The organism is Streptosporangium sp. NPDC003464 (assembly GCF_053588315.1).
On the sequence record NZ_JBSFPS010000160.1, the window covers coordinates 1 to 22,803 of the forward strand.

27 protein-coding genes and 1 pseudogene are annotated in these 22,803 nt (G+C 68.3%); 15 read left to right on the forward strand and 13 right to left on the reverse strand.

Annotated features, from left to right (window positions below; genetic code table 11):
• Window positions 1–410: 410 nt before the first annotated feature.
• Both ACWDS7_RS29860 and ACWDS7_RS29865 read right to left on the reverse strand, forming a co-directional pair.
• Window positions 411–1,277: a hypothetical protein gene (locus tag ACWDS7_RS29860; protein ID WP_451931967.1), complete on the reverse strand. Its 867-nt coding sequence runs from the start codon at window positions 1,275–1,277 to the stop codon at window positions 411–413.
• The gene (locus ACWDS7_RS29865) at window positions 1,274–1,822 is read right to left on the reverse strand and encodes an RNA polymerase sigma factor (protein ID WP_451931968.1); all 549 of its coding nucleotides are present in this window, start codon (window positions 1,820–1,822) and stop codon (window positions 1,274–1,276) included. The genes ACWDS7_RS29860 and ACWDS7_RS29865 overlap by 4 nt, the downstream gene beginning before the upstream one ends.
• Before the next feature lie 195 nt (window positions 1,823–2,017).
• Here ACWDS7_RS29865 and ACWDS7_RS29870 point away from each other — a divergent pair.
• The 3 genes and pseudogenes from ACWDS7_RS29870 to ACWDS7_RS29880 form a co-directional block, all read left to right on the forward strand.
• A pseudogene (locus ACWDS7_RS29870) lies at window positions 2,018–2,092 on the forward strand (DUF3322 domain-containing protein); the annotation flags it as partial.
• 78 nt (window positions 2,093–2,170) lie between these two features.
• Entirely contained in the window at window positions 2,171–3,049 is an 879-nt protein-coding gene (locus ACWDS7_RS29875) for a Wadjet anti-phage system protein JetD domain-containing protein (protein WP_451931991.1), read from the forward strand.
• Entirely contained in the window at window positions 3,033–3,641 is a 609-nt protein-coding gene (locus tag ACWDS7_RS29880; protein WP_451931969.1) for a DUF402 domain-containing protein, read from the forward strand. The genes ACWDS7_RS29875 and ACWDS7_RS29880 overlap by 17 nt, the downstream gene beginning before the upstream one ends.
• A gap of 521 nt (window positions 3,642–4,162) precedes the next feature.
• On the opposite strand, the gene ACWDS7_RS29885 is transcribed toward ACWDS7_RS29880, so the two are convergent.
• The 4 genes from ACWDS7_RS29885 to ACWDS7_RS29900 form a co-directional block, all read right to left on the reverse strand.
• Window positions 4,163–4,417, reverse strand: coding sequence for a hypothetical protein (locus ACWDS7_RS29885; RefSeq protein ID WP_451931970.1), 255 nt, complete (start codon window positions 4,415–4,417; stop codon window positions 4,163–4,165).
• Window positions 4,418–4,676: 259 nt separating this feature from the next.
• The gene (locus ACWDS7_RS29890; protein WP_306871750.1) at window positions 4,677–4,877 is read right to left on the reverse strand and encodes a hypothetical protein; all 201 of its coding nucleotides are present in this window, start codon (window positions 4,875–4,877) and stop codon (window positions 4,677–4,679) included.
• A gap of 13 nt (window positions 4,878–4,890) precedes the next feature.
• Window positions 4,891–6,213, reverse strand: a complete 1,323-nt coding sequence (locus tag ACWDS7_RS29895) for a phenylacetate--CoA ligase family protein (protein ID WP_451931971.1) — start codon at window positions 6,211–6,213, stop codon at window positions 4,891–4,893.
• A gap of 147 nt (window positions 6,214–6,360) precedes the next feature.
• Complete coding sequence (locus ACWDS7_RS29900) at window positions 6,361–6,780, reverse strand: RidA family protein (RefSeq protein WP_451931972.1); 420 nt, start codon at window positions 6,778–6,780, stop codon at window positions 6,361–6,363.
• Window positions 6,781–6,893: 113 nt separating this feature from the next.
• Here ACWDS7_RS29900 and ACWDS7_RS29905 point away from each other — a divergent pair, with 113 nt between their 5' ends.
• Genes ACWDS7_RS29905 through ACWDS7_RS29930 form a run of 6 tightly spaced genes read left to right on the forward strand, consistent with a single transcriptional unit; the run spans window position 6,894 to window position 12,873 of the window.
• Window positions 6,894–7,721, forward strand: a complete 828-nt coding sequence (locus ACWDS7_RS29905; protein WP_451931973.1) for a fumarylacetoacetate hydrolase family protein — start codon at window positions 6,894–6,896, stop codon at window positions 7,719–7,721.
• A gap of 17 nt (window positions 7,722–7,738) precedes the next feature.
• Complete coding sequence (locus ACWDS7_RS29910; RefSeq protein WP_306871739.1) at window positions 7,739–8,221, forward strand: cupin domain-containing protein; 483 nt, start codon at window positions 7,739–7,741, stop codon at window positions 8,219–8,221.
• Window positions 8,222–8,235: 14 nt separating this feature from the next.
• The gene (locus tag ACWDS7_RS29915) at window positions 8,236–9,165 is read left to right on the forward strand and encodes an acyl-CoA thioesterase (RefSeq protein WP_451931974.1); all 930 of its coding nucleotides are present in this window, start codon (window positions 8,236–8,238) and stop codon (window positions 9,163–9,165) included.
• Window positions 9,162–11,537, forward strand: a complete 2,376-nt coding sequence (locus tag ACWDS7_RS29920) for a bifunctional salicylyl-CoA 5-hydroxylase/oxidoreductase (protein ID WP_451931975.1) — start codon at window positions 9,162–9,164, stop codon at window positions 11,535–11,537. Before ACWDS7_RS29915 ends, ACWDS7_RS29920 begins: the two co-directional genes overlap by 4 nt.
• Before the next feature lie 44 nt (window positions 11,538–11,581).
• Window positions 11,582–11,956 (forward strand): acyl-CoA thioesterase, encoded by a 375-nt coding sequence (locus tag ACWDS7_RS29925; protein ID WP_451931976.1) that lies wholly within the window; start codon window positions 11,582–11,584, stop codon window positions 11,954–11,956.
• A 41-nt stretch (window positions 11,957–11,997) separates the two neighbouring features.
• On the forward strand, window positions 11,998–12,873 hold the full coding sequence (locus ACWDS7_RS29930; RefSeq protein WP_451931977.1) for a PaaX family transcriptional regulator: 876 nt from the start codon (window positions 11,998–12,000) through the stop codon (window positions 12,871–12,873).
• On the opposite strand, the gene ACWDS7_RS29935 is transcribed toward ACWDS7_RS29930, so the two are convergent.
• Both ACWDS7_RS29935 and ACWDS7_RS29940 read right to left on the reverse strand, forming a co-directional pair.
• Window positions 12,870–13,190 (reverse strand): hypothetical protein, encoded by a 321-nt coding sequence (locus ACWDS7_RS29935; RefSeq protein WP_451931978.1) that lies wholly within the window; start codon window positions 13,188–13,190, stop codon window positions 12,870–12,872. The genes ACWDS7_RS29930 and ACWDS7_RS29935 overlap by 4 nt on opposite strands.
• A 23-nt stretch (window positions 13,191–13,213) precedes the next feature.
• A complete protein-coding gene (locus tag ACWDS7_RS29940; protein ID WP_451931979.1) occupies window positions 13,214–13,825 on the reverse strand; it encodes a CGNR zinc finger domain-containing protein in 612 nt (203 codons plus the stop codon).
• 103 nt (window positions 13,826–13,928) lie between these two features.
• Here ACWDS7_RS29940 and ACWDS7_RS29945 point away from each other — a divergent pair, with 103 nt between their 5' ends.
• The gene (locus ACWDS7_RS29945; protein ID WP_451931980.1) at window positions 13,929–14,777 is read left to right on the forward strand and encodes an SDR family NAD(P)-dependent oxidoreductase; all 849 of its coding nucleotides are present in this window, start codon (window positions 13,929–13,931) and stop codon (window positions 14,775–14,777) included.
• Window positions 14,778–14,971: 194 nt separating this feature from the next.
• Here the strand turns inward: ACWDS7_RS29945 and ACWDS7_RS29950 are convergent, their stop codons facing one another.
• Entirely contained in the window at window positions 14,972–15,592 is a 621-nt protein-coding gene (locus ACWDS7_RS29950) for a DUF6461 domain-containing protein (RefSeq protein ID WP_451931981.1), read from the reverse strand.
• Here ACWDS7_RS29950 and ACWDS7_RS29955 point away from each other — a divergent pair.
• Both ACWDS7_RS29955 and ACWDS7_RS29960 read left to right on the forward strand, forming a co-directional pair.
• Window positions 15,583–15,819, forward strand: coding sequence for a hypothetical protein (locus ACWDS7_RS29955; RefSeq protein WP_451931982.1), 237 nt, complete (start codon window positions 15,583–15,585; stop codon window positions 15,817–15,819). The genes ACWDS7_RS29950 and ACWDS7_RS29955 overlap by 10 nt on opposite strands.
• A gap of 33 nt (window positions 15,820–15,852) precedes the next feature.
• Complete coding sequence (locus tag ACWDS7_RS29960; protein WP_451931983.1) at window positions 15,853–16,062, forward strand: hypothetical protein; 210 nt, start codon at window positions 15,853–15,855, stop codon at window positions 16,060–16,062.
• 145 nt (window positions 16,063–16,207) lie between these two features.
• On the opposite strand, the gene ACWDS7_RS29965 is transcribed toward ACWDS7_RS29960, so the two are convergent.
• The 4 genes from ACWDS7_RS29965 to ACWDS7_RS29980 form a co-directional block, all read right to left on the reverse strand.
• The gene (locus tag ACWDS7_RS29965) at window positions 16,208–17,065 is read right to left on the reverse strand and encodes an MFS transporter (RefSeq protein WP_451931984.1); all 858 of its coding nucleotides are present in this window, start codon (window positions 17,063–17,065) and stop codon (window positions 16,208–16,210) included.
• Window positions 17,066–17,071: 6 nt separating this feature from the next.
• The gene (locus ACWDS7_RS29970; protein ID WP_451931985.1) at window positions 17,072–17,890 is read right to left on the reverse strand and encodes an oxidoreductase; all 819 of its coding nucleotides are present in this window, start codon (window positions 17,888–17,890) and stop codon (window positions 17,072–17,074) included.
• Window positions 17,891–17,934: 44 nt separating this feature from the next.
• On the reverse strand, window positions 17,935–18,612 hold the full coding sequence (locus ACWDS7_RS29975; RefSeq protein ID WP_451931986.1) for a TetR/AcrR family transcriptional regulator: 678 nt from the start codon (window positions 18,610–18,612) through the stop codon (window positions 17,935–17,937).
• 77 nt (window positions 18,613–18,689) lie between these two features.
• Window positions 18,690–19,238, reverse strand: a complete 549-nt coding sequence (locus ACWDS7_RS29980) for a YceI family protein (protein WP_451931987.1) — start codon at window positions 19,236–19,238, stop codon at window positions 18,690–18,692.
• A gap of 152 nt (window positions 19,239–19,390) precedes the next feature.
• Here ACWDS7_RS29980 and sigJ point away from each other — a divergent pair, with 152 nt between their 5' ends.
• From sigJ to ACWDS7_RS29995, 3 genes are all read left to right on the forward strand, one after another.
• Window positions 19,391–20,317 carry an RNA polymerase sigma factor SigJ gene (gene sigJ, locus ACWDS7_RS29985; protein ID WP_451931988.1) on the forward strand — a complete coding sequence of 309 codons (927 nt, stop codon included), beginning with the start codon at window positions 19,391–19,393 and terminating at the stop codon, window positions 20,315–20,317.
• A 44-nt stretch (window positions 20,318–20,361) separates the two neighbouring features.
• On the forward strand, window positions 20,362–21,201 hold the full coding sequence (locus tag ACWDS7_RS29990) for an NAD(P)H-binding protein (RefSeq protein WP_451931989.1): 840 nt from the start codon (window positions 20,362–20,364) through the stop codon (window positions 21,199–21,201).
• A 124-nt stretch (window positions 21,202–21,325) separates the two neighbouring features.
• Complete coding sequence (locus tag ACWDS7_RS29995) at window positions 21,326–22,576, forward strand: tetratricopeptide repeat protein (protein WP_451931990.1); 1,251 nt, start codon at window positions 21,326–21,328, stop codon at window positions 22,574–22,576.
• The last annotated feature ends 227 nt before the right edge of the window (window positions 22,577–22,803 follow it).

The window sequence follows — 22,803 nt, forward strand, 5'->3', positions numbered from 1 at the left end:
GTTCTCCCAGTCGATCCTCGGCTTCGGAATCCCCCGCCACCCGGGATGCTCCTCGCTGTCCCCGTTCGAGTCGACCATGTAGATGATCGCGATGACAATCGCTATGCCCAGCAGAAGTTCCATGGGTGACCCCCTTTGCAGCCCCGGCTGCAGGCGGACGCGGTGTGCTGCTCGGACTCCTGCCGAGCCCGCTTCCGGCGCTGGCGCCGCCGCGTCCACCGACACGCCCTGCGTTACGGCGCGCTCATCCACGGCAACTGGGCCACCGATCCTGCCGGCTGGCACGGACCCGATCAAAGGCCGAGCAGGCCAGTGCGGGATAACAACGATGGGGAGGCCTTGGACGCAGCCCCCGAGAGCTCTCTCGCGGGGGACGTCGGGGGCCGCGTACGCTATCGATCTTGCATCGATCAGAAGCCAGGCGGCCAGGTCGCGTCCGGGCCTGGCGCGACGTGCAGGATGATCACGCCGTCGTTGTAGGTTTTAGCCGACGCGACCGCCCAGCTGGGGTCGATGCGGGAAGCGGGCACGTTCTCCTCTACCTGGAAACCTTGTTCCCCGCTCCTCAGCGGCCAGTCGAGCCCGTAGGCCACCTTCAGGTCGTGTTCGCGCACGACGCGGGCCGCCTCGCCGGCGGATCGGCCTTGGAGCTTCACTCCGGCCAGCGCCTCGCCCGGCCAACTCGCGTCGGCGGGGTAGGCGTATTTCTCGCCGGGCTTCGCCGGGTGGCCCAGGCGTAATTGCGCGGGCCCCTTGAGATCGGCGGTGATGCGGAAGGCCGTCAGGCATCCTTCGACGCGCTCGGCACAGTCGGACATGGTGACCGACGCCCGAGCACCGGAGCCGGCCTTGCCGAGGTCAACTCCGACGACGGGGGATCGCTGCTGCGGCGAGACGGGGATCAGCTTCACCGTGATGTTGTCCAGGCCGACCTTGCGGAAGGCCTTCTCCAACTCGGCGGGGTCGGGATCGCCGTCGGTGATGTAGAAGGCGTACTCGTCGCCGTCGCGGTCGATCGTCACGGCCTGGCTGGCGTATACCTGCTCGGACGCCCTGAACAGGGACGGCCCGACGACCAGGGCTCCCGCTAGGACGGCGGTCGCGACTACGCCGAGCAGGATCCGGCGTGGAGACGGTACGAAACGCCGCCGGGCCGGAGCCTGCTTCAGCAGGACGATCTCCGCCAGCAGCGCGTCCGCCCCCGTGGAGGACGCCCAGCCGGCCAGATCCTTGTCCAGCACCCTCGCCTGGCTCCTAAAGATCTGGTCGTTGTTCACGGTGACTCCTTCTCGATGAGCGTCCGCGCTTCGAGACGGACCGATGAGTGGATCTTCTCCAGGGCTTTGGCGAAGCGCTTGCGGGCCCGGTGCAGGCGGATGCGGGCGGCGTTGCGCGAGCAGTCCAGCACCTCGGCGATCTGTCCGGGGTCGAGCTCTTCCCAGACGGCCAGAGCCAGCAGTTCGCGATCATTGTCCGAAAGCGTGTCCAGGGCCTGGCCCACCTCGTCAGGCCCGCTCTGGGAGAAGGTTGGAGGGTAGAAAAGCTCGGCTTCGGCCGTGAGCTCGGCGTGCCGGGTGGCTCTGCGTCGCTCGCCGCGACGGTGGTTGGCCAGGACCCGCCGGGCCACGCCGTACAACCAGAGCCTGTCGGCCTCGCCGTGCGGGAGTTCGTCCATCCGCCGCCAGGCGATCACATAGGTCTCAGCCACGACGTCGGCCGCGTCCTCGGCGCAGGAGCAGCGCCGCGTGGCGTAGCCGAGGATCTGCTCGTACGTTCGCCGGTACACAGCCTCGAACCGAGCCCGGTTGTCTGTTTCATCCACGCGTCATCCTCGTCAGACCTTCCGAACGCTCAGAGGGTTTCAATCCCTATGTGTCCGCGAGCGATCGCAGAATTTCAGGCCACGCGACTTATGTTCACGGGCTGCTCTGCCACCACTCCATCAGGAGCGAGTCAGAGCCCGAAAAGGTCAGCCGCCGCGCGTACGGTGAAGATCTCTCCTTGACGTGGACCGCGTTCATCACTGCTACTGCGGCAGTTGCCCATCGAAGGAATCGACACCAAGTGGCTCCTCCAGCATCACGTTCTGGTGCTGGCCCTGCTCGGAGCCCGCGAAGACTCCACCGCCCCCGACCCCACAGCAGGCGACACCTCACCGGTCTCCGCCCGCATGCGCCTGCACCATCGGCTCGGGCTGCGCACCCCACCAGAGCTCATCCAAGTCGCCGTGCTCGACCCGGGCCTGCGCGCACACGTGGGCGGAATGCGGCACTTCGCCGCCTCGGTCGACGACCTCAACCAATGGCAGCATCCACCACACACCGTGATCATCTTGGAGAACAAGGAGACCGGATACGCCATCACCGACGATCATCCCGGATCCGTCGTACTGCACGGCCACGGATTCAGCGTCGTCAACTACGCCCGCATCACCTGGGTGCGCACCGCCCGCACCGTCATCTACTGGGGCGACATCGACGCCCCCGGCCTGCAGTTCGTCAGCGGCCTGCGCGCACTGGGCATCGCCGCCCGCACCATCCTCACCGACACCGCCGCCTTGAAGCAGTTCAGGCACCTGTCGACCGACCGCGCCGGCCCGCAACGCAGCAGCCTGCCCCATCTCACCGCCGGCGAGCAGGAGCTGTATGCGCTGCTTTGCCGGCATGCGATCGACCACGGCAGCGGGCTTTTGCTCGAGCAAGAACGCATCCCCTGGCCGCACGCCTACAGGCTCCTGGTCGCCGCCATGCGCCCCCGCGAACAGCCGCACCCACGTCGTGACCGCAGCGTCCCGCATCATCTTGCGGCTCCAGGCGGCCCCTCAAGCCGATCAGCAGCCGCGCGACCTCACCGCAGCAGCGGCGGCGCACCCCCACAGCCTGCGCGCCGCGAGCCACACCGGAGGTGGCGCCTGATCAGCGTGCCATCATGCGCCCATGACGCTCTTCGCAGCGGCGCGGTTTCCCGTGGGCGCCACGGCAATCCGCCGCGACGTCTTCGCCGGAAGAGTATGGACGGCATCGCCTCATCGGGTGGTCGGCGACGATGAGCAGGAGTTGGTGCTGGCCTACTGGCCCGGCATCCAGAGTCTTGCCCCGACCGCCTGGATCGACTGGCTGCAGACCGGTGACAGCGGGGCCCGCGACGCGGCGATCGCACACCTCGCCGCCCGGCGATGGGAGCTGGGCCACTGGACGTGGCGCGAGACCACCTGGCTCAGCATCCTCACCCCCGGCACGTACTTCAGCGTCAACCTGTTCTTCACCCATCACCGTCTGGACCGCTGGTACATCAACTTCCAGCGGCCCTATGCACGGACCCGTGACGGCCTCGACACCTTCGACCTGTTCGTCGACCTCGTTGTGGCACCGGACCTGTCCTCCTGTGCCTGGAAGGACGAAGACGAATACCTTCGCGCCAGAAGGCTGGGCGTCGTCACCGACGCCGAACACCGTTACGTGCAGGCCGCCCGTGACGAGGCGATGGCGATGATCGAGGGCCGCCACGGGGCGTTCAGGGCCGGGTGGCCCGACTGGCGCCTCGATCCCTCCTGGCCGCTCCCGGTGTTGCCTCCCGGCGCTACGGGGGTCCCCGTAGTGCTCGCGAAAAATCGGGCGGATATGCCCTGGCCTGGCGTTTGACAGCCCGCACCGAAGGAGCCAGCGGGCAGCTAGTACAGGCCCGGCAGTCCGCGCGTCTCGCTGATCAGGCTCCGGTCTGAGCTGGAGGGCGACGAAGTCGGCGCGAACCTGTTCGATGGCACCGGGGTGACGCTGACGTTTGTCGTGCTCGGTCAAGGCGCGGTAGATGCTGACCGGGCTCGGGGTCTTCCCCTTGCGTTTGTCGGTGGGGATGATCAGGTCCAAACGCGGTTGCCGCCGTCGTGGGGGGCGAGCTCCAGGGCGGCGCACGCCGCGGCGTACCCCTCCCGAGATGACGGGGTGAGAATCATGACCTTGCGGGCGTGGAACGCCATGAGGCGCCCCTCGCTGAACGATCATGCATCGGGCGGAGGACGAACAACAGGATTCTGCAGATCCGCGGGGATCGACACTGAGGCGCGGGAACGGTCAGCTCGGCCTTTCGTCGGTGACTTCGATGTCGTGGTCGTCGGCAGGCCGCTCGGGCCCGGCTCGGGCTTGTACTCCTCCGGATCCTTCAGTCATTTCAGGCACAGCCGCGCGTACGGGACCCCGGTGTTCGCCGCCTCGGCTGTGGCATACCTGCCCCCGGTGACGACCAACCCGGCCGCCATCCCGCGGAGCAGGTTCACCGCCACGACCGGGTCTTTCAGCAGATCGTCACGTAGTCGGGCGAACCCCGGCACGCCTGCTTCGGGATGGCCCTCGAACAACGCCCGGCCCAGATCGTCCTGACCGAAGGGCCGCTCATCCATCGCCCGGCAGAACGCGTCCACGCCCCGGGCCAGATCGTCAGCGGCCTCCCGGACGCCTTTCCCCGTGCTGACCCAGATCTCCGGGTTGAATCGCAGTGCCCCTGCAGGGGACAGATCGTTGGTGGCGATATCTTCTCAACCCCATGAGTCACGGCAAACGCTCGCGCAACTCTAATGGACCAGCTACCCCGGCGGAATCCGTGGTCACCCTGTAGAGATCCTGACGCGAAGATCAGCGGACGAGGCATCGCCAGTAGGCCGGCGCGCGGCGGAACGGATCTCAGCAGCCGTAGTCGGTGAGGTGTTCGTACACCAGGCCAAGATCGATCACGGCGACGTTGAGCGCCGCGAGTGCGACCCGGACGTTGCTGGCGGCGCACGGCGGCATGTCGTCGCCGGCGAGCTCTTTGAGAGCCTCGTAGACGGCGACGAGCTTGGCCTCCTGGCCGGTGAAGGAACTGTTGAGGAGATCGGCAGCCATGGAGATCAACCCTTCAGCGCAGGTCTTGAAGGCGCTTGGCCTTCAGCTCGAAGCGAGGCAGTGAGTTGGGGGCCGCACGCTCGATGATGAAGCGCAGGCCTTCGTGGGCATCGGCGAGTTCGGTCTGCAACCGGCCTTCCACGTCCGCCCATGCGCCGTCGTCGAGGGACGGCGCGGGCTCCACCGTCAGGAAGACCTCATCGCGCATCTCGACTTTCTCGATCCGGATCTGGAACTCCTCGATCGGGAAACCGCGCACTATCGCCTCGACCGCCCGCGGGTACACGTTGGTGCCGCGCACCAGCTTCATATCGTCCACGCGACCGAGAATGCCGCCCTCGTAGAGGTCGAAGGTGCGGCCGTTCGCGGCGGTCGTATGGGGTACCTTCACGACCGCGTCCGCGGTGCGGTACTTGATCAGTGGGATGATGCTGCGGCCGAACGACGTGGTGACGCGCTCACCCCGCTCCCCGTACGGAAGCTCCTCGAGAGTCTCGGGGTCGTAGACCTTCTCGATGAAGTGGTCCTCGATGATGTGGCAGCCGCCGGGCTGGTCGGCCGGCTCGAACATGAAGATCGTTGAGATCTCGGTCATCCCCGCGGTGTCGAACGCCTTCGCGCCCCATTCGGCCTCGATGAGTGCCTTCGTCTCGGGAATCATCCCCGCGGGCTCACCTGAGAGGACGACCGTGCGTACGGCCGAGCTCGGAAGGTCGACTCCCAGCTCGCGGGCCTCCTGGGCCATCCGGAACGCGTACGTCGGCGTGGTCGCGACCACCGTGCAGCCGAAGTCGATGATCTGCCTGACTCGCTGCGTGGTGGTCTGCGCGCCGCCGGGGACGGTCAACGCCCCGATCTTCTCCAGCCCGTTGTGCAGGCCCCAGAAACCGATGAAGGAGCCGTACCCGAAGGCCAGATAGCCGACATCGGCCGGTCGGATCCCGATGCCCCACAGGGCGTAGCACCACATCTCGGCCGCCCAGAACCAGTCCTTGCGGCTGTCGAGCGCCCGCAGTGGCGTGCGCCCCGAAGTGCCGCTCGTGGTGTGCATGCGAATCGCGCCCGCGGCCCCGGTCACGGGCAGGTCGCCGTAGGGTGGCAGCTCCGCCTGGTTCGCCATCCACTCGTCCCGGGTGAGAAACGGGATGCGCTGGTAGTCGTCCCAGCTCTTCAGCTGGTCCGCGGTGAACCCGGCCGCCGCCCACGTGCGGCGGTAGAACGGGCTGCGAGTCTCGGCCCATTCAACGACGCGCCGCAGCTTGGCGAACTGCAGGGCGCGCAGGTCGTCCCGGGCGAGCGCCTCCGTCTTCGGGTTCCAGTACGGGCTCTCGGCCACACCGGGATCCTTCCCTGAATGTCACGATCGTGACGGCCATCATAAGAATGAAAGGTGCCTTGACCCTAGATCCGGGACGTTACGTCTTAATTTCTCTTTGAGTGCGTGCGTCGAGATTGTGTAAGACGTTGGCTTGGCGTGTCCCGGTCAGGACTCCGGGCGCTTGAGCCGCTCGTCGGGAATCACCGCGACACCGAGGATCTCGATCATGGCCTCGGGCTGCCAGAGCGCCGTGCAGCCGATCCCCGCCATCGCCGGATAGACCGGACCGGCCAGCTCGCGCCAGACTCGGCCGATCTCCTTGCCGTGCGCCTGGTAGTCCGGGACGTCGGTCAGGTAGATCGTGATGCTGACCAGGTCCGCAGGTACGCCACCCGCGGCGGCGAGCGTGGTCAGCACGTTGCCGAACGCCTGTCGGAACTGCTCGACGATCCCTCCGGGAACGATCTGCATGTTGGCGTCCAGGGCGGTCTGGCCGCCCAGGTACAGAGTGTTGCCCACCAGCGTGCCGTGGGAGTAACCGCTCGGCGCCGGCAGGGAGGCGGGGTTGATGGCGTCGGGGGTCACGGATTCCTCCTCGGTCGCGAGTGTGGTCGCCCCCACATCTAAGCGCATCTATGTTGCGTTTTCTAGACGGTCGTTAATATTCTGTGACACCTAAGGGAGTCTGGGAGGTATGTATGCGGTTTGCGACCGTGATCACCGAAGCTGGATCGACCGCCGCCGCCCTGGACGAGGACGGCATCTGGCGTCGGCTGCCTGCCCCGGACCTGTCGGCGCTGATGTCCGCCGGGCCGATCCGCCTCGACGACCTCACCGACCCGCTCCTCGGGGCCGTCCCCGTCCAGCCCCTGCCGTCTCCGGGCAAGGTGGTCTGCTGTGGCCTGAACTACGGCGACCACATCTTCGAGATGGGGCGTGAGCTCCCCGCTTATCCGACCCTGTTCACCAAGTACGCCGACACGCTGATAGGCCCGGGCGAGCCGATCGAGCTGCCGGCCGGTCTCAAGGTGGACTGGGAGGCCGAGCTCGCCGTCGTGGTGGGGACCGCGCTGTGGCGGGCCGGCCGGGACGTCGCCGCCGCCGCGATCGCCGGTTACACCGTCGCCAACGACGTCTCGGTGCGCGACTGGCAGAACCGCACCAGCGAGTGGTTCCAGGGCAAGGCCTGGGATCGGTCGACGCCGATCGGCCCGGTGATCGTCACCCCCGACGAGGTGGACGTGGCCGCAGGGGTGGAGGTCATCTGCCGGGTCAACGGTGAGGAGGTGCAGCGCGGCAGCACCCGCACCCTGGTCTTCGACCCCGCCGACCTGCTCGCCTACATCTCCACCTTCACCGTCCTGCGCCCCGGTGACGTCGTGCTGACCGGTACCCCGAGCGGCGTCGGAGCCGGTCGCAAACCGCCCCGCTATCTCGTCGACGGCGACGTCGTCGAGACCGAGATCCCCGGCATCGGCACGCTGCGCAACGCCGTGGCCTTCCACGCCGGCCCCGCTCACCAGTGACAATCCAGGAGCCAGTCATGGAGCATGACCTGAGCAAGTACGCCCTTGAGGGCGACAACTCGATGTACGCCACCGAGAGTGGCCTGGTCGTCCCGGTGGTGACCCGCGGCGGCCTCGAGGCCGGCGACACCGGGCAGTCCGACGGCGCGACCCGCATCTCCGGCGTCAGTATCCAGCACACCCCGGCCACCAAGCTCTGGTTCGGCAAGGTGGGCAACGAGGCCGGCTATCGCTCGGTCCCGCACCACCACGGCGAGGCCGAGACCGGCGGCTACGTGCTCTCGGGCCGTGCCCGCATCTACTTCGGCGACAGGTTCGAGGACTACGTCGACCTCGAGGAGGGCGACTGGGTCTTCGTCCCGCCGTTCATGCCCCACGTCGAGTGCAACCTGGACCGCGACAGGCCGCTGACCTGGATGACGACCCGCACGCCGGAGAACATCGTCGTCAACCTGCCCGACGTCCCGGACACCGATCTGCCGGGCTGGCTCAGCCGATGACCGCCGGGACGTCGATGACGGCACGGACTCCGCAGACCTCGGCGGTCTTCTGTGCCGCGGTCACCCTCACCGAGGCAGAGCCGGAACACTTCGATCTCGCGTTCACGGCCGTCACCCAGCCGTGCCCGTGGCCCAAGGCGTACGGCGGCGACCTGGTCGCCCAGGCCGCGGCCGCGGCGATGCGGTCGGTGACCGACGGCAAGACGCTGCACTCGATGCACAGCTACTTCATGCGCCCCGCCGACATCGGCGCAGACGTGCGCTACGAGGTCGAGTTGCTGCGCGACGGCCGGGGCTACAGCACCCGCCAGGTCCGCGGCTACCAGAACGGCAAGCCGCTCTACGTGTGCCTGGCCGGCTTCGCCGCGGGCGAGCCCGGCGGGACCTTCGCCGCGGAGTTCCCCGCCGGCTTCCCCGGCCCCGAGGAACTGCCCAGCACCGCGGCCTACCTCGAAAGCCGCAGCGGCGGAACCATGACCGAGGAGTCCAAGGCCTACTGGTCCGCCGGCCGCAGCTTCGACATGCGCCATGTCCCCGGCCCGGTCTACCTGAGCATCGATGGCGAGCAGGTGCCGCACCAGGCCGTCTGGGTCAAGCCGTTCGACACTCTGCGCAGTGTCGAAGGGCTCACCGACGAGCAGCGTGACCTCGCCGCGCTCGCCTACGTCTGCGACTACACCATCCTCGAGCCCGTCCTGCGTGTGCTCGGGCTGCCCTGGGCCGAACCCGGGCTCGTCACCGCCAGCCTCGACCACGCGATGTGGTTCCACCGCCCCCTGGCATCCGGGACGGTCGACGACTGGCTCCTCTACGTCCAGGACGCGGCGGCGGCGGACGGCGGCCGCGGCCTCGGCATCGGCCGCTTCTTCACCCGTGACCGTCGTCATCTGGCCACCGTCGTGCAGGAAGGCATGATCCGCACCTCGGGGAGGAACCCGTCATGAGGATCGCGATCGCGGGCGGCGGCCCCGGCGGACTCTACTTCGCCGCGCTGATGAAGCAGCTTGACCCGACCCATGAGATCACCGTCTGGGAGCGCAACGCCCCCGGCGACACCTTCGGCTTCGGCGTCGTCTTCTCCGACGAGACCCTTGGCGGCATCGAGAACGCCGACACGGTGATCTACCAGCAGATGGAGAGCCGGTTCGCCCGCTGGACCGACATCGACATCACGTTCAACGCCACCTCGTTCACCGTCGGCGGCCAGGGCTTCGCGGCGATGGGGCGCAAGGAGCTGCTGCACATCCTGCAGAAGCGGGCCGCCGATCTCGGCGTGACCGTCCGGTACCGGGCCGAGGCGCCCGACGTCGAGGAGTTGCGCGCAACGTACGACCTGGTGCTGGCCTCCGACGGGCTCAACTCCACCATCCGGACCAAATTCGCCGATGTCTTCAAGCCGTCGCTGGACGTACGCAGGAACAAGTACATCTGGTTCGGCACCGATCTGGTTTTCGAGGCGTTCCAGTTCTTCGTCAAGCAGACGGAGTGGGGCGTCATGCAGATTCACGGCTACCCGTTCTCCGACACCGGCTCGACCTTCATCGTCGAGATGCACGAGGACGTGTGGCGCCGGGCCGGCTTCGACGCGACCGAGGGCGAGGTCTTCCCGCCCGGGGTGTCCGACGACTACGCGGTCGCGCGGATCAAGGAGATCTTCGCCGACGAGCTGCGCGGCCACACCGTGCTGACGAACAACTCCAAGTGGATCAACTTCACGACGGTCCGCAACGAGCGCTGGTACGCCGGCAACGTGGTGCTCCTGGGCGACGCCGCCCACACCGCGCACTTCTCCATCGGTTCGGGCACCAAGCTCGCCATGGAGGACGCGCTCGCGCTGGCCGCCTGCCTGCACGAGCATCCGACGGTGGCCGAATCCCTCGAGGCCTACCAGTCCGAGCGGAGGCCTGTCGTCGAGTCGACCCAGCGTGCGGCGCAGGCGTCGCTGGAGTGGTTCGAGAACATCGGGATGTACGCCGGCCAGGAGCCCGCGCAGTTCTGCTTCAACCTGCTGACCCGGTCGCGACGGATCACGTTCGAGAGCCTCAAAGAACGCGATGCCGAGTTCGCCGACCTGATCGAGACGGAGTTCGCGAAGGCCAACGGGCTCGAACAGGTCGCGCCGGCGATGTTCCAGCCGGCACGGATCGGCGGGCTGGAGCTGAAGAACCGCGTCGTGGTCTCGCCGATGGACATGTATTCCGCCGTGGACGGCCTTCCCGGCGACTTCCACCTCGTCCACCTCGGCTCCAAGGCGCTCGGCGGCGCCGGCCTGGTGATGACCGAGATGGTCTGCGTCTCGCCCGAGGGGCGGATCACGCCGGGCTGCACCGGGCTGTGGAACGACGAGCAGCGCGACTCGTGGCGGAAGGTCACCGACTTCGTCCACACCCGAACCACCGGCAGGATCGGGCTCCAGCTCGGCCACTCCGGCCGCAAGGGCTCGACCAAGCTGATGTGGGAGGGCCTCGACGAGCCGCTGGAGGAGGGAAACTGGGAGGTCACCGGCCCTTCCGCGCTGCCCTATGGACCCGGCTGCCACATGCCGCGTGAGATGACCCGGGCCGACATGGACAAGGTCGTCGCCGACTTCCTCGCCGCTGCGCGCCGCGGCGTCGAGGCGGGCTTCGACCTGATCGAGGTGCACGCCGCCCACGGCTACCTGCTCTCCTCGTTCCTCTCGCCGATCGCCAACCACCGCACCGACGGATACGGCGGGTCCCTGGAGAACCGGCTGCGCTTCCCGCTCGAGGTGTTCGACGCCGTCCGTACGGCGGTGCCCACCCCGATTCCGGTGACGATCCGCATCTCGGCGACCGACTGGGTCCCGGAGGGCAACACCGAGCACGACGCGGTGGAGATCGCCCGCGCGTTCATCGAGCACGGCGCCGCCGCCATCGACGTCTCCTCCGGACAGGTGACCATGGCGGAGAAGCCGGCCTTCGGGCGGTCCTACCAGACTCCGTTCGCCGACCGGATCCGGCACGAGGTCGCCGGCCCCGCGGGGGTCGCGGTCATCGCGGTCGGCGCGATCTCGTCATACGACGACGTCAACTCGATCCTCCTCGCCGGCCGCGCCGACCTGTGCGCGCTGGGCCGCAGCCACCTTTACAACCCGCAGTGGACGCTTCAGGCCGCCGCCGAGCAGGAGTACCGCGGCCCCGGCGCGCCGTGGCCGGACCAGTTCGCCGCCGGCCGCCGCAAGCCGCCCAGCTCGCGTACCGACAAGATCCCGCCGCGCCTGGCGTTGCTGCGCGCCCCGGAGACGGACAACGTCCATCTGCGATGGACCCCCGACCGCGTCACCGTGGGCCCGTGACGGCTCCACGAGACACCGGGACGGCCGGCGTTCACCGTGTGCGCGTGGAGTGGATCGACACCGACGCCGCAGGGATCTACCACAATACGGCCGTGGTGCGGTACGTCGAGGCCGCCGAGGCCACGCTCATGCGTGAGCGCGGCCTCGACGGCTACTTCTCCTCAGCCCCGCGCGTCCTATACGAGGTGGATTTCGAATCACCGCTTCGCTTCGGGCAGGAGGCCACCACCATCGTCGAAATCGTTCGCATCGGCACAGCCTCGATGACGTTCGCGTTCGAGCTCTGGGGCGAGCCGTTCGCCGGGCGACCCCGCACCCGTGCCGCGCACGGACGGTTCGTCACGGTCCACATCGATCCTCAGACGGGCAAGAGCGCACCGTGGCCACAGCAGTGGCTCACAGCGCTCGGCGCCTCATGACCAGGATTTTCCGGCACCGTGGATCAGGCATCATGAGCCAGATGAGCGACATGGATCCGGTAGACACGATCACCCCCTCCCACCAGTCACGCACCGTGCTCATCGGTTTTCTCGGCGCCATCGTGCGACGGATGGGGAACTGGATGCCGATCGCGGGCACGGTCGAGCTGCTCGGCCAGTTCGGCCTCGACCAATCAAGCGTCCGCACCGGCGTCTTCCGGCTCAAGCAACGTGGCTGGCTGGTCCCGGACACACGCGAAGGGACCCGCGGCTACTCCTTGGCAGCAGAGGCGCTCGAATCCCTTGCCGACGGCGACAAGATCATCTGGCATGCCCGGCAGCCGGCGGATCTCTCCGACGGCTGGTGCGTCGTCAACTTCTCGGTGCCCGAGTCGACCCGGACGAAGCGGAACCAGCTCCGCGCGCACCTGTCATCGCTCGGGTTCGGCAATATCAGCTCGGCGGTCTGGATCGCCCCGGCCCGCATGCTGCCGGCCGCTGAGCGCGCTATCGGCGAACTCGATCTCATGCGCCACTGCGCTGTCTTCGTCGGTGACTACGCCGCAGGCCAGGACCTTCGAACGATGGTCCACGCCTGCTGGGACCTCGAGGGAATCGACCGTCGATACCGCGAGTTCATCGACAGGCACAAAGACGAGACGCGCGTGCTCGAGCGCTCGGGAGTCATCGACGGGCAACACGCGTTCGTGTCATACCTTGCCGTCATCGACGACTGGCGGAAGCTGCCCTTCCGCGACCCCGGCCTGCCGCGCGAACTCCTCCTGGACGATTGGGCGGCACCAGCGGCAGGCGCCCTCTTCGAGAAGCTGGTCGCGTTGCTCGAAGGCCGTGCTCTGGCCCATGCGGCGAGCCACTGGCCCACCACCCCGGCGAGCCGTGTCGGTCCGGTCGTTTAGTCGTCGCGATCATCCGGTCGGAGAAGGTGAGGCCCGATCGTCCTGGCTCCGGGGCGATCGGAGGGACAATGCGCCGCTACGCCGGGATCCATGGGATGGTTGCGCCTTATGAGTAGATCGTCGAAGGTAACGCACATCCTCCTGGCGGTTGAGGTCACGTTCGGGAGGAGGACGCCGACCTGGAAGGTGGCAAAGTCGGCGTGGGCCGCTTCGACGGCTTCGGGGTACGCCTGGCGCTTCTCGTGCTCGGCGAGTGCCCGGTAGATACTGGCCAGGCCAGGGTTCTGACCCTTGCGCTTGCCGGTGGGGATGATCATCCTTCCTCGCTGGAAGGGCGGTCTCACGCCTCGGACGGCGCACCACTGCCATGGCGCTGCCGCTGGCGGTGTTTGCGCATGGACACCTGAGAGCCGCAGCCAGTACTGCAGTACAGCCCTCCCCCATTGCGGGTGCGGTCGAAGAAACCGAAATGGCATGGGGGGTTCCGGCACGCCTTGATGCGCCCCCAGTCGCCGCTCTGCGCAAACGTCGTCACCGCAGCCAGTACGGTTCCGAACACGCGCGGCACCCCCGCCTGCGGCGAGGCCAGCTCTACACCGCCGGCCGTGACCACCGTCGCCAGCGGGTAGAGCGAACCCACACGTCGCAGGTGCCGCTCGGCACGCAGCAGCGGCTCACCCAGACTTTCCTCATCGCCCGAGTGCGCGAGCAGCACAGTCACCAGGGCATCACGCAGCTCGCGCGCGACCGCGGCGTCAGCGTCGGTCACCACGGCTTCGCCACCGAACTCGTCGCGCTCCGCCAGCCACGCCGCGAACGAGTCCCCGTCCCCGAACAACTCTCGGCGACCTGATCCGTCCGCGCGCGTGTTCACGAACGCGAGAACGGTCTCCACCGTCGGCGTGACGGTGCGCAGGCTGGGTTTGGGGGATCCGGCCGCCGCAGTGATCATCCCCCCACAGTACATCAGCGTGAGCGGCGCTAATCAAGCTAGTGAGCAACCTCCCAGTCGATCTAGTTTGACTTGTTGCGAGCTAACAGCTTACGGTCGCAACATGAACGGAACACTCAACCACCAGACCCACCTCCGCACATGGCTGATCACCGGCGCGACGTCCGGCATCGGCCGCGAACTGACGCTCCAGGCACTGGAGAACGGCGACACCGTCTCGGCCCTCGCCCGCGACACCTCCTCCCTGGACGAACTGGCGCAAGCGCACGGTGAGCGCCTGCTTCTCATCCAGGCGGACGTACGTGACGAGCGAGCCGTCCGGGACGCAGTGAAAGGCACGCTCGCACGGTTCGGCCGCATCGACGTCGTGGCCAACAACGCGGGATACGGACTGTTCGGAGCCGTTGAGGAGGCCTCCGACACGCAGGTCCGTGCCGTGTTCGACACCAATGTCTTCGGAGTGCTCAACGTGCTCCGCGCAACGCTGCCGGTGCTCCGCGCCCAGCGATCCGGGCACATCCTCCAGGGCTCGTCGGTCTACGGGCAGTCCGCCCATCCCGGCGTGGGTCTGCTGGCCGCCACCAAGTACGCGGTCGAGGGGCTGTCGGACGCGCTCGCGGCCGAGGTCGCACCGCTCGGCATCAAGGTCACGATCATCCAGCCCGGGCTGACCGCGACCCCCTTCCTTGCCAACCTCGATGTCGCAGCCGGCCTGGGCGACTACGACCAGACTGTCCGCGAGGTTCAGAAGGGCATCGGAGAGCTGCCGGCGTCCGCGTTCTCCGCCGCGACGCGGATCGCCGCAGGCATCCGGACCGCGGTCGACAGCCCCAACCCTCCGCTGCGCCTGGCCCTTGGCGCCTCCAGCGCGACGGGCATGCGCCCCGCTTTGGAAGCACGGGTCGCAGACCTGGACAGCTGGCAGCGTGTGACCGACGCCGTCGACAGGTAGTAAGCCACGAATCCCGCCGGGAACATGGCCATGGCGGATGCGGCCCGGCCCCCCTCACCGCCCGGCCATGACGGCGTCCTCCTCCCGAACGTGACCTCAGGGGTGTTCACGAGTGGCCCTGACCTGCGGGCGAGTCAGGGAATCGTTGATCGCTTCCCAGGATGGGAATGATCGTTTCCCGGCCAATCCTGCGTTCAAGGTCTGGGTGGGTGCCAGGAGGGGTCGCCGATGCGCGAGTGCCGCGCCTGGAACCAATCGGCGGCGATGTCGGTTTCGGTGATCCGTCCGATCAGCGCCAAGGCGGAGCTGACGCTCTCGTCCGCCTCCACAGGGTCAACGTCGTCATCGGTGACCTGGAAGCGCAGTCCCTCCATCAGGCGATCGAGCGCGTGCGGATCGTCACCGAACCTCCGATCAGGCTTGGACACGAAAGAGACGATCATGCGCCCGTCACGGGCGTACTTGAAGTACTCCCTGCCGTGGATGTCCATGCTGAAGCTGAGGGCCTGACGGCCGCCCTGGGTGACGGACATCAGGGACGCGTCATCGTCGAAGGGCGCCGGCACGATGCCGATCCAGCCGTTGACCTCGGCCACCCAGCGGGAGCCGTCGTCGAGGTGGTGGTCGAGGATCTCGCTCAGGTAGCAGGGGGTGCGGGTGGCGAGGTCCAGGTGGAAGGCCGGGGCGAGGGTGCCGAGGTCCGCGCCCGTGATCCACAGGGCGCTGAATCCCAGCGCCCACAGGTCGTCCTCATCGAGTCCCTCGGTGAAGATCGTCGAGACGAGAAGGTCGTACAGGTAGGTCCGTGACTGCATGGCTGCCTCTCGACAAGGGGCGTTCCGTGGGCTGTGTCGGCAACGCGCACATGGAACTGTACGGCGACCTTCAGACATACATCCGCGCCAGCGGAGTGATGAACGGGCTGGGCATCCCTCTGAAGAGCCGGTGGGGCAAGGATCCCCAGGTGCTCGCAGCCATGGAGCCCTGGCGTCAATGCATGAGCTCCAAGAGCTTCTCGTTCAAGGTCTGGGGCGACGCATGAGATGCGGCCGCCGGAGCCTACGACGACAAGAGCGTGGCGCATAAGCAGGCACATCCCGAAGAGATCCGTATCGCGACAGCGGATGCCGAATGCAGTGTGCGGACCGGTAAGTCCCGGGTGGAACGTGCCCGTTTTGCTTACTACCAGCAGCAGGTGCTCAAAGAGTGGGAGCCACAGATCGGTCAGTACAAGCAGATTCGGGAAGCTGCCTTGGTCAAGGCCCGAGCGATACCCTCCAACTGAGGGCATGATCATTTTTTAGACGGCTACTTAAGTTTGCCCGCTAGAGAGCTTTAAAGGCTGAGGTTGTAGACGGGGCTCAAGTTGGTCTTGGTGATGAAGCCGGTGATCAGTGCAGGGCGGTACTGCATCCGTTTGAGCCGGTTCTTCACCAACGCGCCAAGCTCCTCGACGGTAGTCGTACTGCCCGAGTGGCGCAGATCCTCGGCCGGCACTTCCCTCCGGCGCGGCCGTAGCCGTCACCAACGGGCACAGTCAGGAGCGCAGGACCCAGGTCGTCTCGCCTCTGCCCGGCCGGGAGCGTAGCCGTCGCTTGCCTGCGGTCAAGTCCCGTGGCCACCGCCGGGCTGAGCTTCCGTGAGGGACTTGACCGCAGGCGGCGCTGACGGCTGAGGTGGGTCCCGGACAGGAGCGAGCAGTCGATCCTCCTGGCTTGCTCGGCCCGTGACTCGGGCAGCCACGCGAGGACCGCGGCGACCGCGATGATCACCACCGGGATGTTGATGAGGAAGACCGAGCCCCACCAGAAGTGGTTGAGCAGCCAGCCGCCCAGGGTCGGGCCGATGGGGTAGGCCAGCATGGAGGCGCCGGCCAGGGTGCCGATCGCCTTGGGCCGTTCCTCGACCTCGAACAGGGCCGGTAGGAGCGCGATCACCGTGGGCATGATGAGCGCGGCCCCCACGCCGAGCACCGCGCGGGCGGCGATGAACATGCCGACGGAGGTGGCGTAGGCGGCGACCAGCGAGCTGAGGCCGAAGATGATCAGCCCGGCCAGCAGCATCCGCCTGCGCCCGAGCCGGTCACCCAGCATCCCGGCCGGGATCATCCCGGCCGCGAACGTCAGCGTGTAGGCGGTGATGAACCACTGCAGCTGGGCGTTGTCGGCGTGCAGGTCCTCGGCCATGGCCGGCAGGGCCAGGTTGAGGATGGTCATGTCGAAGCCCACGGCCAGAGAGGTGAGCACCAGCGCGGCGAGCGCCCACCACCTGCGTTTGCTCTTGTTCACAGTGACCTATTTGGTGGCGTTCATGGCGAGCTTGTCCCACTCGCGGTCAGGCAGGGTCCGGTTGAGCTCCAGCAGCTTGTCGGCCATGTAGCCGACGGCGTACCGCGTCTGCGGCTTGGCCGCCTCGATGGCCTCGCGGATGACCGCGGCCACGACGCCGGGGTCCGACGCCGGGGTCTGCTCGCCGAGCTGCGTCTCGCTCTTGCGCGCCATGGCCTCGGCCATCGCGCCGTAGGCGGTGCCGCCGGAGATCTCCCGCAGGTCCCGCCCGGTGTGGTCCTCGAACTCGGTCTTGATGATGCCGGGCTGGATGATCACCACGTCGATGCCGAACGGCTCGACCTCCAGGCGCAGCGTGTCGGAGTAGGCCTCCAGCGCGTGCTTGGTCGCGTAGTACCAGCAGCCGAGCGGCAGCGTGATCTCACCGCCGATGGACGAGACGTTGACGATCGTGCCCGTCCCCTTCTCGCGCATGTGCGGCAGAGCCAGCTGGACCAGCCTGGCCGGGGCGAAGACGTTCACCTCGAACTGGTCGCGGGCCAGGTCCAGAGGAACGTCCTCGGCGGCGCCGTGCAGCACGGTGCCCGCGTTGTTGACCAGGACGTCGATCTGGCCCTGCTCGGTCACGACGGTGTCGATGACGCGTTCGAGATCCTCGGGGTTGCGCATGTCGAGCGGGAGGACATGCCCACCGGCCGCGCTGATCGGCGCCATGTGCCCGGTACGGCGAGCCGCTCCGTACACGATGTGCCCGGCGCGCAGCAGCTCCAGTGCGGTGGCCTTGCCGATCCCCGACGATGCTCCGGTGACGAGGACAACCTTCATGATCAAACCTCCGTGCCGGCGGCCGTCTCGCGGGGCGCCGAGATTCACTGTTTCGCTTCGTTGAATGCGGATGTGGTCCGCGTGAGCAGCGAGAGAAGGATCCCCTTGCCCGCGGCGAGATCGGCGCCTTCGGCTGGGGGCAGGGCGCTTTCGATCATCTTCTCCACCACCTCCAGCACCGCGGCCGAGGACGGGACGTCAGCGCCCGCCGGCTCCTGGAAGGTGTGCCGGATGGCCGGCGTCAGGGCGTCGAGGATGTAGGCCACCGCCCGCACGTCGACGTCGCGGCGGACGGCTCCCGCCTCCCGCATCGCGCGCAGGAAGTCGTGGCTTCCGCTGATTTCCGGCAGCCGCTCGAAGACGCTCCCCCGCTTGCGCAGGTACTTGCCGAAGACGTCCTCGGCCCGGGCGACGATGGCGGCCGCCAGCGGCAGCGCCTTGAGCGCCCCCATCATGGCCCGGTAGACGCTCGCCACGCTGCCGGCCCGGGGGTCGGCCTCCAGGTGCTCGCGCCAGGCATCGGCGTACTGGTTCAGCTGGTCCTGGATCACTGCCTCGACCAGCTCGTCCTTGCTCTTGAAGACCAGGTACACCAGCCCTCGGTGGAGGGTTACGGCGTCGGACACGTCCGCCATCGTCAGCTTGTTGTAGCCGATCCGAAGCAGCAGCTCCGCCGTCGCGTCGAGGATCGTCCGCTCGCGTTCTTGGTCCGCAGTGCTCACGATTATCAGATTGACATATTTCGCCAAAATGTCAAAGGCCCGCTCGGCGCGGCCCGAACGACCGCGCGCCGACCTGGTCAGGACAGCCGGATCAGGACGACGTCGAACTCCAGCTTCACCTTCCCGCCGACCATGACGCCGATCGCGGCGTTCCAGTCCACGCCCCAGTCCCTGCGGCTGATCACCGCGCCGCCTCGCAGGGTGACCCGGCGGTCGCCCGAACGGTCGTTCTCGGCGCCGGTCAGCTCGAAATCCAAGGTGACCGGCCTGGTCACCCCGCGGATGGTCAGGTCACCGGCGCCCTTGAAGGTGGCCGGGCCGGTCTGGCTCACCCCGGCCGAGGTGAAGGTGATGGCCGGGTGGTCGTCCGCGCTCAGAAATTTGCCGCTCAGTTGCTCGTCGCGCTGCGCGTTGCGGGTCTGGATGCTCTTCGCCTGGATCGTGAGCCGGGCGCTGGACTTCGACGGCTCGTCGCCGTCCAGGTACGCGCCACCCTCGAACTCGTCGAACTGACCGTGCACCCTGCTGCCCATCGTGTGCCGGGCGACGAACCCGATCCGGGTGTGAGCGGGGTCGACGACGTAGTCGCCGGTCAGCTCGCTGAGCGTGGTCCTGGTGGTCGTCATGCTGAGTCACTCCTGGAAGGGGGTTCCGTGTGCGTTGCAGCCGTACGACGAGACACCCCCGCCAAATGTCAGGCGACGTGCCGACCTCACATTTCGGGAGGGTCTCTCGTCGTACCGCTGTTGACGGACGCACCAGAGGAAAGCGGGACACCATGACCACCCCTGCAGGACCGGCGGACGACGGGCTCGATCCGAGCCTGAGCGCGATCATGAGCGAGCGGCGGCAGCTCATCAATCTCGCCTACCGGCTCCTCGGCTCCCTGGCCGACGCCGAGGATGTCGTGCAGGAGACCTATGCCCGCTGGTATGCCATGTCCCGGCAGGAGCAGGAGGCCATCGAGTCGCCCGGCGGCTGGCTGACGACGGTGGCCAGTCGCGTCTGTCTCGACATCCTCGGCTCGGCGCGAGCCCGGCGGGAGCGCTACGTGGGCGAATGGATCCCGGAGCCGGTGCCCGACCGCACGGAGTGGAGCGCCGGCCGGCCCGGCGGCGACCCGGCCGACCGGGTCACCCTCGACGAGTCGATCAACATGGCCTTCCTCGTCGTGCTCGAGACGATGACTCCGGCCGAGCGCGTCGCGCTCATCCTGCACGACGTCTTCGGCTACTCCTTCGCCGAGGTGGCCGAGATCGTCGGCCGGACCCCCGCGGCGTGCCGCCAGCTCGCCTCCTCCGCCCGCCGCCGCCTCCGCGCGTCGCAGACGCCGACGGCTCCGGCCGCGCGGCTCGGCAGCATCGTCCGGGACTTCAAGCTGGCCTGGGAGGCCAAGGACATCGACGCCCTCATCGGCCTCCTGGACCCCGACGTCCTGGCGATCGGCGACGGCGGCGGCCTCGTCAGCGCCGTGCTCCACCCGGTCGAAGGCCGCGAGGAGGTGGCGCGTTACCTGACCGAGCTCGCCGGCAAAGCGCCCGGGCTGGCGATCCTGGAGCGCACGGTCAACGGCCTGCCCGGCCTGGTGCTCCAGGTGGACGGCGTCACCATGGCGGTGCTGGCGTTCGGAGTCACGGCTGACCGCATCACGCACATCTGGGGAGTACGTAACCCCGACAAGCTCCGGCTCTGGACGGCGGGCTGACGCTCGCCGCTCATCCGGCAAACCCCATGAATAAGTAGAAGGGCATGTCAATCATGATTCTGGTTACCGGTGGCACCGGAAACGTCGGCGGCAACGTGGTCCGCCAGCTCCTTGACGCAGGTGAGAAGGTCCGCGTCATCACCCGTGATCCCGGCAAGGCCTCGTTCCCGGACGACGTCGAGGTCGTGTCCGGCGACCTCGCCCAGCCGGAGACCCTGCCGGCGGCGCTGTCCGGGGCCGAGCGGGCGTTCCTGTTCCCTGTCTTCGGCGCGGTGGAAGGATTCCTCGAAGCGGCCAAGGAGGCCGGCTTGCAGCATGTCGTGCTGCTGTCCTCGGCGGCCGTCACGTACTCCACGCCGGGGTGGGTCGGCGAGCAGCACCTGCGTCTTGAGCAGGCCGTCGAGGCGTCCGGGTTGCCGTGGACCTTCGTGCGTCCCGACGCGTTCATGACCAACGACCTGGCCTGGATCCCCCAGATCGCCCACGGCGGGGTCGTGCGCGGCGTGTACGGCAACGCCGCGCTGGCCCCCGTCGACCCGCGCGACATCGCCGCGGTAGCCGTCCGCGCCCTGATCGACCAGCAGGCCGGCCAGGCCTACGAGCTCACCGGACCGCAGTCGCTGACCCAGATCGACCGCGTCGGGATCATCGCTGAGACGATCGGCAGGCCGCTGCGGTTCGAGGAGCTGCCCCGGGAGCGGTTCGAGGAGCAGCTGCGGCGCCACGGGATGCCCGCCCCCGCGATCACTGACCTGGTCGAGGGGCTGGCCGCCAGGGACGGCCAGAGCGCTCGCGTCCTGCCTGTCGTCGAGGACGTCACCGGGCGCCCCGCCTTCACCTACGCGCAGTGGGCCGCCCAGCGCGCGGCGGACTTCGCGGTCTGACGGCGACCGCCCGGCCATCATCATCCCGGTCGCGACCTATGGCTGGTGTATGGCCCGGTGATCGCCTGCCGATAGGTCCCTGCCCGTAGAAAGGCGATCACCGGAGACAACCAAGGAGTGTGCGGTGAGGAACATCGACAGACGCGGGTTGCTTCGAGCAGCCGGGATGACGTTCGCGGCGCTTCCCGTTCTGGGGGCCGGCCCGGCCGGCGCCGACGTGACAGGGACCGGCGCGGACCAGCTCTTCAAGGCGGGACGGTTCGACAGTGCCGACCGCGCGTACGCGCGCCTGCTGCGTGCGGATCCAGACAATGTCCGCGCCATCGCGCAGCGGGGATACATCGCCCTGTTGACCAACCGGTTCGACAGCGCGGAGAGGTTCCTCACCAGGGCCGTCAGCCTGGCCCCGGACGACGTCGCCCCCAGGCAACGACTCGCGGAGTGCTACGTGCGCCAGGACCAGCACTCTCGTGCCATCCCCTTGCTGCGGCAGACCGGCAGGCCGAACGACGAGGCGTTCGCGAAGCTGTACACGCACCTGGGCGAGGCGCCCTGGCAGGTGCGGGGCGCCCAGAGCACGCGCATACCCATGACGAGCCTGGAGCCGTTGCCCACCGTCGAGGCCTCGATCAACGGCGGCAGGCCCAGGTGGTTCCTCCTCGACACCTACGGGACCCTCGGCGTCTCGAAGGAGGTGGCGGAGGAGGCGGGCCTGCGTGCGCTCGCCACGACGACGGGACAGGTCGGCGACACACCCATCACCGGATATCTGGGGGTGCTGCCCTCGTTCCGGTTGGGGGACGTGGAGCTGCGCGACGTCCCTGTCGGCTGGGGCGACTACGGGCCGCGCGTCGTCACCGTCGACACGGGCGGCCTGAACCAGGGGTTCAACACAACGGTCGAGATCGCCGAGCGGACGGTCGCTGAGCTGGAGGCGACGCTGCAGCGGCGCTACGGCGGCCGGCTGTCCAGCGGCGAGCGCTCCCGGCTGGCCGAGCGGCTGCAGCAGGCGCAGGAGAAACGGGCCGCCGCCGCGCGCCGCGTCGAGGTCGCCGGCCGCACCGAGCAGGCCGCACGAGCGAAGGCGCTGGACGGCATGCCCGCCGGGATGAGCGTGACGGACCTGGACCGGCGGCTGCGCCTCCTGACCGGCTCACGGTCCTTCGCCGCCGCGCTGGAGAAGGAGAAGGCGGCCCGGCTGGAGACGCTCTGGCCCGGCTTCGCCGACCAGTGGCGCGTGACGGCCGAGCTCGACCACCACCACCAGCTCCCCGCCGCCGTACAACGTGGTGAAGACCAGGCCCGCCGTCACCCGGCCGCTGCCGCCATGGCCACCACGCGACGCGAACAGGCCCAGCAGAAGGCCGGGACATGACGCCGCGCACGCGAGCAGACACGCGCCTACCGGCCGCCCACCCTTCCCGGCATCACCCCCATGGGGCCACGCCAGGGGTATGGCCGCTGAGCACCACCACGGCGTTTCGCCAGTTTCACGAGGCTCCTACGCGCGGGCGCGCGAGGCCTGGCGGCCGGGTGGCCATCGCCCCCGGCCGGGGCGCCGAGCGTAGCCGTCGCTTGCCCGCGGTCAAGTCCCGCGGCCAC

What these genes read in the sequence shown, in the direction of transcription:
- ACWDS7_RS29970 (WP_451931985.1), bottom strand. Translation starts at nt 17,890, where the DNA reads ATGAAGGTTGTCCTCGTCACCGGAGCATCGTCGGGGATCGGCAAGGCC.
- sigJ (WP_451931988.1), top strand. Translation starts at nt 19,391, where the DNA reads ATGACCACCCCTGCAGGACCGGCGGACGACGGGCTCGATCCGAGCCTG.
- ACWDS7_RS29920 (WP_451931975.1), top strand. Translation starts at nt 9,162, where the DNA reads ATGAGGATCGCGATCGCGGGCGGCGGCCCCGGCGGACTCTACTTCGCC.
- ACWDS7_RS29930 (WP_451931977.1), top strand. Translation starts at nt 11,998, where the DNA reads ATGAGCGACATGGATCCGGTAGACACGATCACCCCCTCCCACCAGTCA.
- ACWDS7_RS29910 (WP_306871739.1), top strand. Translation starts at nt 7,739, where the DNA reads ATGGAGCATGACCTGAGCAAGTACGCCCTTGAGGGCGACAACTCGATG.
- ACWDS7_RS29945 (WP_451931980.1), top strand. Translation starts at nt 13,929, where the DNA reads ATGAACGGAACACTCAACCACCAGACCCACCTCCGCACATGGCTGATC.
- ACWDS7_RS29980 (WP_451931987.1), bottom strand. Translation starts at nt 19,238, where the DNA reads ATGACGACCACCAGGACCACGCTCAGCGAGCTGACCGGCGACTACGTC.
- ACWDS7_RS29935 (WP_451931978.1), bottom strand. Translation starts at nt 13,190, where the DNA reads ATGATCATCCCCACCGGCAAGCGCAAGGGTCAGAACCCTGGCCTGGCC.
- ACWDS7_RS29915 (WP_451931974.1), top strand. Translation starts at nt 8,236, where the DNA reads ATGACGGCACGGACTCCGCAGACCTCGGCGGTCTTCTGTGCCGCGGTC.
- ACWDS7_RS29875 (WP_451931991.1), top strand. Translation starts at nt 2,171, where the DNA reads ATGCGCCTGCACCATCGGCTCGGGCTGCGCACCCCACCAGAGCTCATC.
- ACWDS7_RS29990 (WP_451931989.1), top strand. Translation starts at nt 20,362, where the DNA reads ATGTCAATCATGATTCTGGTTACCGGTGGCACCGGAAACGTCGGCGGC.
- ACWDS7_RS29905 (WP_451931973.1), top strand. Translation starts at nt 6,894, where the DNA reads ATGCGGTTTGCGACCGTGATCACCGAAGCTGGATCGACCGCCGCCGCC.
- ACWDS7_RS29950 (WP_451931981.1), bottom strand. Translation starts at nt 15,592, where the DNA reads ATGCAGTCACGGACCTACCTGTACGACCTTCTCGTCTCGACGATCTTC.
- ACWDS7_RS29890 (WP_306871750.1), bottom strand. Translation starts at nt 4,877, where the DNA reads ATGGCTGCCGATCTCCTCAACAGTTCCTTCACCGGCCAGGAGGCCAAG.
- ACWDS7_RS29940 (WP_451931979.1), bottom strand. Translation starts at nt 13,825, where the DNA reads ATGATCACTGCGGCGGCCGGATCCCCCAAACCCAGCCTGCGCACCGTC.